Raw genomic sequence first — 11,311 nt, forward strand, 5'->3', positions numbered from 1 at the left:
GCCTGTGCTGTGAAAACTGACGCGCATTATAGAGCAAGCTTCAAAAAAATGTCCTGCGATTGCCGTAATACTCAGGCGAACTTTGCGGTTTTGGTCTGGATCAGCGGCAAATTTATGTCATAGTGCGGGGATAACAAAAACAGGAGTTAGCTAACAACAATGAAACGCCCGGACTATAGAACGCTACAGGCGCTGGATGCAGTCATTCGTGAACGAGGATTTGAGCGCGCGGCACAAAAGCTCTGCATTACTCAATCAGCCGTTTCACAGCGTATCAAGCAACTGGAAAATATGTTCGGCCAACCGTTGTTAGTGCGCACCGTGCCACCCCGTCCAACCGAACAAGGGCAAAAGTTACTGGCGTTGTTACGCCAGGTCGAACTGCTTGAAGAAGAGTGGTTGGGCGATGAACAAACGGGCTCCACGCCACTGCTGCTTTCGCTTGCGGTGAACGCCGACAGTCTGGCAACCTGGTTGCTGCCGGCACTCGCGCCTGTTCTGGCAGACTCCCCTATCCGCCTTAATCTTCAGGTTGAAGATGAAACCCGAACGCAAGAACGCCTGCGTCGCGGTGAAGTGGTCGGTGCGGTGTCCATTCAGCCACAGCCGCTGCCAAGCTGCCTGGTCGACCGACTCGGTGCGCTAGATTATCTGTTTGTCGGTTCGAAAGATTTTGCAGCGCGCTATTTCCCGAACGGCGTCACGCGTTCAGCGCTGCTAAAAGCCCCTGCCGTCGCGTTTGACCATCTCGACGACATGCATCAAGCGTTCTTACAGCAAAATTTCGATTTGTCGCCGGGCAGCGTGCCGTGCCACATTGTTAACTCGTCGGAAGCCTTCGTACAACTGGCGCGCCAGGGAACCACATGTTGCATGATTCCGCATCTGCAAATTGAAAGAGAGATTAACAACGGTGAGCTGATTGACCTGACACCGGGGCTGATGCAACGCCGGATGCTTTACTGGCACCGCTTTGCGCCAGAAAGCCGCATGATGCGTAATGTGACCGATGCACTGCTTGAATACGGACATAAAGTTCTACGACAGGACGCAGAATAGAAAAAGGCCGCTAATATTTAGCGGCCTTCTTGTTTTGTCGGATGACGCTAACGCTTATCCGACTTACATTTTACGATTTTGTAGGGTGGGTAAGCGCAGCGCCATCCACCATTTATTGTGCAGACTGCTCGCTCTTAGCGCGTTCGAGTTCAAACACCACATCAACCTGATCGTCAAACTGAATTGTTTGCTGATCGTAGGTATCCTGGGCTGAAACCGGCGCAGCCGCGTCAGCTTTCATCATCCGTACCATCGGCGCGGGCTGGTAGTTAGAGACGTGGTAACGCACGCTATAAACTGGGCCCAACTTGCTGCTAAAGCCTTCGGCCAGCAGTTTTGCCTGGCGAACGGCATCGTCAATAGCGGCTTTACGTGCTTTGTCTTTATAAGCTTCCGGGTTTGCAACCCCCAGAGAAACAGAACGAATTTCGTTAAGACCCGCTTTTAATGCGCCATCAAGCAACTCGTTCATTTTGTCGAGTTTACGCAGCGTGACATCAACCTGACGCACGGCAATGTAGCCTTTAAGCTGCGTTTTACCATCTTTCAGGTATTCATATTCTGGTTGGGTACGAAGATTGGCAGCATTGATGTCTTTCTTCTCAATGCCACTTTGCTGCAAGAATGTCAGGTATTGTGCAACGCGATCGTCAGCCTGTTTTTTAGCTGATGCAGCATCTTTGGCTGACACATTAACTTCGATTGCGAGCTTAGCAATGTCAGGAACAGCATCCACGCTTGCGGTGCCGGATGTCACGACATGTGGGCCATTTGGCAACTCATCGGCCAACGCCGGAACCGAACCTAATCCCACTAAAGCGGCTAATGCCAGGGTTTTAAACTTCACTGTAATTCCTCCATGCTACATTCCACTGTCATTACGTCTGCAAAATACACTGACGTCTGGCTGCAAGCTTAGCCTGGAATAGTCAGTTGTCTATCAGATAAAGGCTAATTAACCTATCAGCGATGCAATGTGGCGAACCCCGTCAGACGCAAGCTGCAACGCGATAACCCACATCACCACGCCAACCACACCATTAATAATACGCTGCGCTTTCGCGGTACGCAGGCGCGGTGCCAGCCATGCCGCCAGCAGTGCCAGACCATAAAACCACAGAACAGACGCACTCACGGTACCTAATGCAAACCAGCGTTTCGGTTCATCAGCCAGTTGCCCGCCGAGACTCCCCAGCACCACAAAAGTATCCAGATAAACATGCGGATTAAGCCAGGTCACCGCCAGTACGGTGGCGATAATTTTCCAGCGCCCTTGCTTCATCACCTCAGCCGACGCCAGCTCAACGCTGCTGCTCATCGCGGTACGCAATGCGCCCCAGCCATACCACAAGAGGAATGCCACACCGCCCCACGTGACGATAGCCAGCAGCCATGGCGATTGCATCAGCAGCGCGCTACCGCCAAATATCCCACCGCAAATCAGCACTACATCGCTAATTGCGCAAAGAGAAGCAATCATCAGATGATATTGGCGGCGAATGCCCTGGTTCATCACAAACGCATTTTGTGGCCCCAGCGGCAGGATTAACGCAGCGCCCAATGTAAGACCTTGAAAGAAATAAGATAACACGGTGATTCACTCTTCAATGTTTAGCGATTGAGGAAGAGTGTAATGAGGAATAATTATTAGAGGAAATGGATAATATTAATGGCTTATTAGTATGGCTAATAATAATCAGGCCAGCCGAAGCTGGCCGAGAAAATCATTCTTATGCAGCTTCTGCTTCTTTCACACGTTTGAAATTCACATCCATTTGCGGATAAGGGAAGCTGATCCCCTGTGCATCAAACTCGCGTTTAATGCGTTCCAGCACATCCCAATAGACATTTTGCAGGTCACCACTGTTGCTCCAGGCACGTACCACAAAGTTAATGGTTGATGGCCCAAGCTCATTGAGGCGCACGGTGATTTCGCGGTCTTTTAGCACACGCTCATCGCTGGTGATGATATCTGTCAGGATTTGCTTAACTTTATCGATATCCGAATCGTACGCCACGCCGATGATAAATTCGTTGCGGCGCACCGGTTCGCGGGAGAAGTTAATAATATTGCCGGCGATAATTTTACCATTTGGCACGACAACGATTTTGCCGTCTACAGTGCGCAAAGTGGTGGAGAAAATCTGCACATTCAGTACCGAGCCTGCAATACCGCCGAGATCAACATATTCACCCGCGCGGAATGGGCGGAAGGTAACCAGCAAGACGCCTGCCGCAAGGTTAGAAAGCGAACCTTGCAATGCCAGGCCAATGGCTAAACCTGCGGCACCGAGCACAGCGATAACGGACGCAGTCTGTACGCCAACGCGCCCCAGCGCGGCAATTAATGTAAATGCGATGATGCCGTAACGCACCAGAGCGGAAAGGAAATCAGCTACCGTCGCATCAATACCACGCGCCAACATCACACGGTTAATAGTATTGGAAACCACGCGAGCCACGATCATCCCGACGATGATTATCGCAATCGCCGCCACAATGTTGACCGCATAGCTCAGCAGTAACGCCTGGTTGCGCACCAGCCAGCCTCCAGCATTATTAATACTGTCTACTACGTTGAGATCTTCCATTCACGGTTCCTTGTCATTACTGATTTTTGCGCCTGAAAGGCACAACAGAGAGTTTAAAGGGTAAACAAAACAACCGAATATGCCAAGTTGCTCACAAATTTGGCCGAAAAAAACCCGCACGTGGCGGGTTTAAAGAGTGAATAAATGCAGCGAGGTATCAGATAGCGTGAGTAAAGGTGCGAGAAATCACATCCTGTTGCTGCTCACGCGTGAGTGCATTAAAACGCACCGCGTAGCCGGAAACACGAATGGTCAGCGTCGGGTAGTTTTCCGGGTGTTCAACGGCATCAAGCAACATTTCCCGGTTCATGACGTTAACATTCAGATGCTGCCCACCTTCAGTTCGCACATCGTGATGGAAATAACCATCCAGCAAACCCACCAGGTTTAACTGGCGCACGGCGTCATCACGCCCTAATGCCGCAGGAACAATCGAGAAAGTATAAGAGATACCATCTTTGGCGTAGCTGAACGGCAGTTTGGCTACCGACGTTAATGAAGCCACCGCACCTTTCCGATCCCGTCCGTGCATTGGATTCGCCCCTGGTGCAAATGGCATTCCGGCACGGCGACCATCCGGTGTGTTACCCGTTTTTTGCCCATACACCACGTTTGAAGTGATCGTCAGGATCGACTGAGTCGGCACCGCATTGCGATAAGTTGGCAGCGCCTGGATCTTCTTCATAAAGCGCTCAACCAGATCGCAGGCAATGGCATCAACACGATCGTCATTATTACCGTATTGCGGGTACTCCCCTTCAATCACGAAATCTACTGCCAGCCCGCTTTGGTCACGCACCGGTTGCACCGTCGCGTATTTGATCGCGGAAAGCGAGTCCACCGCCACCGAGAGCCCGGCAATACCACATGCCATCGTGCGATAAACATCCCGGTCGTGCAGCGCCATCAGCGAGGCTTCGTAGCTGTATTTATCGTGCATATAGTGGATGAGATTGAGCGCCGTGATGTATTGCGCTGCCAGCCAGTCCATAAAGTGATCGAGGCTGCTCATCACCGTTTCATAATCCAGAACATCGTCCAACAACATCGGCATTTTCGGGCCGACCTGGATTTTGAGTTTTTCATCCATGCCGCCGTTGATGCAATACAACAGCGTTTTTGCCAGGTTAGCGCGTGCACCAAAGAACTGCATCTGTTTGCCAATCACCATTGGGCTGACACAGCAGGCAATCGCATAATCATCACTGTCAAAATCACAGCGCATTAGATCGTCATTTTCATATTGCAAAGACGAGGTTTCGATAGAGACTTTTGCTGCATACACTTTGAATGGTTTCGGCAACGCCTCCGACCACAGAATCGTCAGGTTCGGCTCTGGTGCAGGCCCCATAGTGTAAAGCGTGTTGAGGTAGCGATACGCATTTTTGGTGACCAGTGTGCGCCCATCCAATCCCATACCACCAATGACTTCTGTCGCCCAGATTGGGTCGCCGGAAAACAACGAGTCGAACTCTGGCGTACGCAAGAAGCGCACCATACGGATCTTCATAATAAAATGATCGACCAGCTCTTGTGCCTGCAACTCAGTCAGCAAGCCCGCTTTCAGATCGCGTTCAATATAAATATCGATAAACGTGGTGGTACGGCCCAGCGACATCGCCCCACCATTTTGCGATTTCACCGCGGCCAGATAAGCAAAATAGAGCCATTGCAGCGCTTCTTGTGCATTGTTGGCTGGACGTGAAATATCAAAGCCATAGTTCGCCGCCATCTCCTGGATTTGTAACAGTGCGCGGCGATGTTCAGACAACTCTTCACGCAGACGTATCACTGCTTCCAGTTTTTCACCGCGCTCAAGCTGGCCCTGTAGATCGGCAAACTGTAATTCCCGCTCGCGTACCAGATACGCAATCCCGTAGAGCGCCACACGGCGGTAATCACCGATAATACGACCACGACCATAACCGTCCGGTAAGCCGGTCAGCACGCCCGATTTACGGCAGCGCAGAATATCCGGTGAATAAACGTCAAATACCCCCTGGTTATGGGTTTTACGCAGTGAGGTGAACTGGTATTCGAAGTCTGCATCCATTTCACGACCATAAGCTTCGAATGAGCTTTTGATCATATTGATGCCGCCATACGGATGGAGGGCACGCTTCAGCGGTTTATCGGTTTGCAAACCAACAATTTTCTCACGCTCTTTGAGAATATAACCCGGTGCATGGGCCGTAATCGTGGTGGCAATATTGGTGTCGAAATCCACCGGGGCATGGGTGGCATTTTCGATACGAATACCGTCCATGACCTTTTCCCACAGCGCAGTTGTCGCTGGAGTTGCACCCGCTAAGAATGATTCATCACCCTCATACGGTGTATAGTTCTGCTGGATAAAATCCCGAACATTAATTGTCTTTTTCCATTCTTCGCCCGAAAACTGCTGCCAGGCATGGGAATAATTATCGTTGGTAATATCAATATCCACTTTCATTACTTCATTCCTTTGTACCAGATGATTAATTCAGACGTATTCTGCGAGATGGCATTCTCTACCTAAATGCAAAGCATCAAACGCAATCATTTTTTCTTCATTGGTGGGAATAACAGCTAAATTGACCGGCGACTGTGAGCAGGAAATAACACGTTCACCAATTCGGTTAGGCTGGTTATTTTTATCTACATCCATTTCAATACCAAAAACGCGTAACCGCTCGGCGACCAGGCGACGAATAAGTATTGAGTTCTCACCAATACCGCCGGTAAAAATAACGCCATCAAAACGTTTTAACGCAGCGACATGTGCACCAATTGTTCGGGTAATACGATGGACAAATGTTTTTATTGCTAATTGCGCCCGTATATCACCATTGTGCCAGGCATTTTCCAGCGTACGTAAATCAGATGACTGACCTGAAAGACCCAGTAGCCCTGACTCTTTATTGGCGACCTGCTCAAGATCATCCATCGATTGCCCTGTCTGACGAGCAAGCCAGGCCATTGCGCCAAAATCCACGTCACCACAACGTGTGCCCATAATCAGCCCTTCGAGAGGCGTCATGCCCATTGAAGTGTCGACGCTCGCACCATTCTGAACCGCACAAACCGAAGCTCCATTTCCTAAGTGAGCAATCACCAACCCCGAGTCTTCTGGCCTAAGACCTAATAACTCACATGCCTGCTGCGCTACGTAACGATGTGAAGTTCCATGGAACCCATAGCGGCGCACACCGTACTCTTCAAAGTAACGATATGGCAAACCGTACAGATAAGCTTCGGGCTTTAGCGTCTGGTGGAAACTGGTATCAAATACCGCGACTTGAGGAAGGCCCGGAAAACGAAGCCGTGCAGACTCCACGCCGTGTAAATTGGCATAATTGTGCAGCGGAGCCAAAGGTGAAACCTGGCGAATTTTGTCTATAACGTCATCGGTAATTAATACAGACTCGCTAAATAAAGAACCACCGTGAGCAATACGGTGGCCAACAAAGGCCACACTATCAATTAAATGACGCTTCTCAAGTTCAGCAGATATTGCCGCCAGTGCCTCTTCATAATTCTGGTGAGCCAGAATAACTGGCTCTCCATCATTGACCGTTAAAAATGCATGTTCGGTATTAATACCTTCACAAATTCCAGATAAAAGCACATCGCAAGTTTCTGCATCTAACACTGAAAACTTAACCGAAGAAGAACCACAGTTAATCGTCAACACTACCGGGTATTCATTCATTTTAAATTCCACTCATCCTGAGTAAGTAATTAAATAAGCTTGTAAACAATATTAAGAATGGTCAGCAAACCAATTACTGTGACAAAAATGTTTTCGGTTCTGCCTTTATATTTCGCCAGAGCAGGGGTTTTGCGAATGGCATACATTGGCAGCAGGCAAAGCAGAGAGGCAATAATTGGTGCGCCCATCGCTTCAATCAAATCGAGGATGTTCGGGTTAGCATAAGCCACAACCCAGGTCGACCCCATGATAAAGACCATACTGATAAGATTGAGTTTTCCCCCAGAGACTTTGGTTTTATCGCCCTTATAGCCAAACTTGAGAACCAGACCGTTAAGCCCTTCGAGGGTGCCAAGATAGTGGCCGAAGAAGGATTTGAAGATAGCGACCAGGGCAATAATCGACGCGCCATACTCAAGTGTGGTTGCAAAGGTAGACTTAGAACCAGACATCGATGAGAAGTGGTTTGCCAGATAAGAAAGCACCGGAATATTTTGCGCTTTAGCTTCAGCCATATTTTGTGGAGAGAGCGTGAACAGGCAGCTGAAGGCGAAGAACATCACAACGGCCACCATTAACATGCTGGCACGGGAGATAATTTTGGAGCATTTGTCTTCGGTGTACTGCCTGCCGAAGTCCTGCTCATACTCTTCGCGTTTAGAAACTACAAACGAGGAGACAATCGGCGAGAAGTTAAAGGAGAAGACCATGATAGAAATACCGAGCCATACGGTCACCAGAATGCCGTCACTGCCGGTAAAGGAAATATCGCTGAGACTCACCTGGTCGATAACCGCAGAGTTCCAGTAAGGGATCAGCGAGACAGAAATCAGGATCAGGCAGGCAATGAACGGGAACACCAGATAGCTCATGACTTTGACCATCAGGTCTTTGCCAAAATAGATAACAAAAGCCATCAATAGCAGCAGGAACAGCGCTACTACACCGCGGTTTAGCGGCATGAGTTGCAACTGGTTTTCCCAGAAAGTCATAAAGGTGTTGGTAATAGTAACGCCGTAAATCCACAGCAGCGGGCAAATGGCGAAGAAGTACAGGAAGGTAATGACCACACCACCAGTCTTACCAAAATGCTCTTCTACCGTTTCGGTAATATTTCCAGAAGGGTTGCTGCCTGAAAGACACAGGCGTGCTAGTGCGCGGTGGCAATAAAATGCAATGGGATAGGCCAGGAACAACATAATCAATATTGGAATTAAGCCACCGTAACCTGCACGAATAGGGAAAAATAAAACTCCGGCGCCGATAGCGGTGCCAAATAAGCCTAATGTCCAGGTAGTGTCAGATTTACGCCACTGCGATACAGCTTTTTGGCCAATAATAGTTGCGTCAGTATTACTCATAATAGAGTTCCTTTAATAATTCAATATCCGTTATATTCCGGGCTACACATTTATTATTCTGAGTGCAACCCGAATTAGTTGGCTATATCAAATATCTGCTGATCCTGTGATTTGCGAAACACGCGAGAGATCGATGTTTCCGCCGGAGATAATACTTACTGTTTTACGGCCTTTAATATAGTGATCCAATTTGCCACTTAATAAAGCCGCCGTGGCCAGAGCACCAGCGCCTTCAGTAACAACTTTATTGCGTTGGATTAACGCCACCATACTGTTGCGAATTTCATCTTCACTGACTAAAACAATGTCGGTAACTAATTTCTTCACTATTTCATAGGTTATTCTGCCCGGACGAGAAACATCGCAGCCATCGGCTAATGTACCTGAAGTACGGTGTGCCATCAGTTCGCCTTTATAAAATGATGCGGCCATACCATGCACATTTTCAGCCTGCACACCGATAATATTAATTGTCGGGTTAATTGATTTAATCGCCAGCGCTATACCCGCGATTAAGCCACCACCGCCAATCGGCACGATAACGTTATCGACATCATATAAATCTTCAAGAATCTCGAGGCCGATGGTGCCTTGCCCGGCAATAACATGTTCATCATCATACGGCGGTATGAAAATACGCCCTTCCATCTCAACAATTTCGCTGACCTTAGCGATGGTGTCGTTGAAGTTATCACCGTGCATCACTACCTGCGCGGAGTAATCAGTAGTTGCTGCCACTTTAGATTTCGGTGCACCGTTAGGCATCACCACCTTGCCATCGATGCCCAGAATGGCGCAGGAAAGTGAAACCCCTTGCGCGTGGTTGCCAGCAGAACAAGCCACTACCCCTTTTTTTCTTTCTTCTTCAGTTAAGGAGCTAAGTTTATTAAAAGCACCGCGTATTTTAAATGAACCGGTACGCTGCATATTTTCAAATTTCAAAAATATCTCGCCCTTGCAGCATTCACTAAGGTAATTAGAACGAGGCATTCCTGTTTTATATATATATCCAGCGAGTCTTTTTTTTGCTTCAAGAACATCAATAATAGTTACAGGAAGTTCATAGTCGATATGCATGTTGACCTCAACATTAAAAAGCTAAAACAATACAGGAGGTGACTGCTTATTAAATCAATCGCCTTGAATAAGTTATATATTTATCAATTACTGAATTATGCTAAGCAACTTCAGTTAATTGATTAAATTGAAAATGGCTACGCAACGAGTGTTTTTTGGCAAGCTCAACTAATGTGGCTGCAGAATGATTAATTCGGTAATTTTTAGACCACACCGCAGCATAGCGAGCAATAGGTAATTTATCTTCAACTGGAATTTTTATAAATTGGTTAGAACCAAATGGGGCAATCATATCTCGAGGGATTACCGTCAGGAAGTCGGCATTCAACACTAAATTATAAATAGTCACTACCGAATCAGTTTTAACGATGTTTTCGCTTTTAATATTGTTCTTTTGTAGCGTAGTAAGGAGTTCGCTGTAATATCCCATTTCCGTTTGCGGCAAGACCCATTGTTCATGGCTCAGAGCACTTAGCGTAGTCGTTCCTTTGACTACCCGTGTTCGGTTCGCGACCAGAATGAATTCTGACTCAAACAGCGGCTCAATATGGAGATCCTGCAATAGCATTTCATCACTCAACGTACCGATAGCAAAATCCAGACGACCATCACGGATTGCGGGCAAGAATGAGGAAAGCTGGGCTTCAAACATTGATACCTGAGATTGCGGAAAGAGCCCTTTAAACTCTTTCATCATGCCGGGCAAAAAAGTAAAACCGATCAGGGAAGGATAGCCAAATGATACATCACAGACAGTATTGCCAATCATTCGACTCATTTCGCTGCACATATTTCTCAGTTCACGCGTGATGGATTCTGAGTATGTCAGTAACACTTTGCCTGCTTCGGTTAATATTACGCCGGTATTTTTTCTAATGATGATCTCTAAGCCGAAATAAGCTTCCATCTCACTAATAACTTTACTGACTGCTGGTTGTGAGAGGCCAAGCTGTTTTGCCGCAGAACCAAATGAACCACTTCTGACAACTTCCTGGAATACCATCAGGTGTTGTGTCTTTGGTAACGAATTATTGTCCATGAAGTTCTGCGCTCAATTTACTTTCCATGCAGAAGATCATAACGAATTGCACACAGGATGTTATGTGGCTTGACTCACAAATACTTGAGAGTTAATTGCATATAGAGCAATCAACTAAATTAAATACTTTAAAAACAGATAGATACAAAAAACAATTAGCCTTTAATATGATAAACATCAACCTTAAGCACCCTAATAAAATTAAGTTATGGAGATAATTTAATCATATAAGTTTAAATAAGCAGCTGTTCATACTGCATTTTATAATAGCAAGAGAAGATTTATCTTAGGTTTTAAAGTGAAATATAAACTAATCGTGTTATTTTTAAAAATTAATTAATGCACCCAACCTGTTTATTTGAGCATTTAATGAACTTAAATAAAGGGTTTATTGGATTATGAGCAGTGAGTTTAACGGAATATTTCATTTTAAATATTGAGATATAAACGATTGCTTTCTCATTACTGTCGTAAAAAAACCCGCACAAGGCGC

General features: G+C 47.0%; 9 protein-coding genes. 1 reads left to right on the forward strand and 8 read right to left on the reverse strand.

Features of this window, described 5'->3' with window-relative positions:
* Positions 1–159: 159 nt before the first annotated feature.
* Positions 160–1,059, forward strand: coding sequence for a DNA-binding transcriptional regulator ArgP (argP, locus tag M979_RS13935; RefSeq protein ID WP_034457745.1), 900 nt, complete (start codon positions 160–162; stop codon positions 1,057–1,059).
* A 112-nt stretch (positions 1,060–1,171) separates the two neighbouring features.
* Here argP and M979_RS13940 read toward each other — a convergent pair whose 3' ends face one another.
* The 8 genes from M979_RS13940 to tdcA all read right to left on the reverse strand — a co-directional run bounded on the left by M979_RS13940 (position 1,172) and on the right by tdcA (position 10,818).
* Complete coding sequence (locus M979_RS13940) at positions 1,172–1,906, reverse strand: oxidative stress defense protein (RefSeq protein WP_064555294.1); 735 nt, start codon at positions 1,904–1,906, stop codon at positions 1,172–1,174.
* A 108-nt stretch (positions 1,907–2,014) separates the two neighbouring features.
* Positions 2,015–2,650 carry an arginine exporter ArgO gene (gene argO / locus M979_RS13945; protein ID WP_064555295.1) on the reverse strand — a complete coding sequence of 212 codons (636 nt, stop codon included), beginning with the start codon at positions 2,648–2,650 and terminating at the stop codon, positions 2,015–2,017.
* A gap of 139 nt (positions 2,651–2,789) precedes the next feature.
* Entirely contained in the window at positions 2,790–3,650 is an 861-nt protein-coding gene (locus M979_RS13950) for a small-conductance mechanosensitive channel MscS (RefSeq protein ID WP_034457751.1), read from the reverse strand.
* A gap of 157 nt (positions 3,651–3,807) precedes the next feature.
* Positions 3,808–6,102: a formate C-acetyltransferase gene (gene pflB, locus M979_RS13955; RefSeq protein WP_064555296.1), complete on the reverse strand. Its 2,295-nt coding sequence runs from the start codon at positions 6,100–6,102 to the stop codon at positions 3,808–3,810.
* 30 nt (positions 6,103–6,132) lie between these two features.
* Positions 6,133–7,341, reverse strand: coding sequence for a propionate kinase (tdcD, locus tag M979_RS13960; RefSeq protein ID WP_064555297.1), 1,209 nt, complete (start codon positions 7,339–7,341; stop codon positions 6,133–6,135).
* A 29-nt stretch (positions 7,342–7,370) separates the two neighbouring features.
* Positions 7,371–8,702 carry a threonine/serine transporter TdcC gene (gene tdcC, locus M979_RS13965; RefSeq protein ID WP_034457756.1) on the reverse strand — a complete coding sequence of 444 codons (1,332 nt, stop codon included), beginning with the start codon at positions 8,700–8,702 and terminating at the stop codon, positions 7,371–7,373.
* 87 nt (positions 8,703–8,789) lie between these two features.
* Positions 8,790–9,779, reverse strand: a complete 990-nt coding sequence (gene tdcB, locus M979_RS13970) for a bifunctional threonine ammonia-lyase/L-serine ammonia-lyase TdcB (RefSeq protein WP_034457758.1) — start codon at positions 9,777–9,779, stop codon at positions 8,790–8,792.
* A 100-nt stretch (positions 9,780–9,879) separates the two neighbouring features.
* Positions 9,880–10,818, reverse strand: a complete 939-nt coding sequence (tdcA, locus tag M979_RS13975; RefSeq protein ID WP_064555298.1) for a transcriptional regulator TdcA — start codon at positions 10,816–10,818, stop codon at positions 9,880–9,882.
* Positions 10,819–11,311: the final 493 nt, after the last annotated feature.

It is taken from the genome of Buttiauxella noackiae ATCC 51607 (assembly GCF_001654865.1).
GTDB classification, from domain to species: domain Bacteria; phylum Pseudomonadota; class Gammaproteobacteria; order Enterobacterales; family Enterobacteriaceae; genus Buttiauxella; species Buttiauxella noackiae.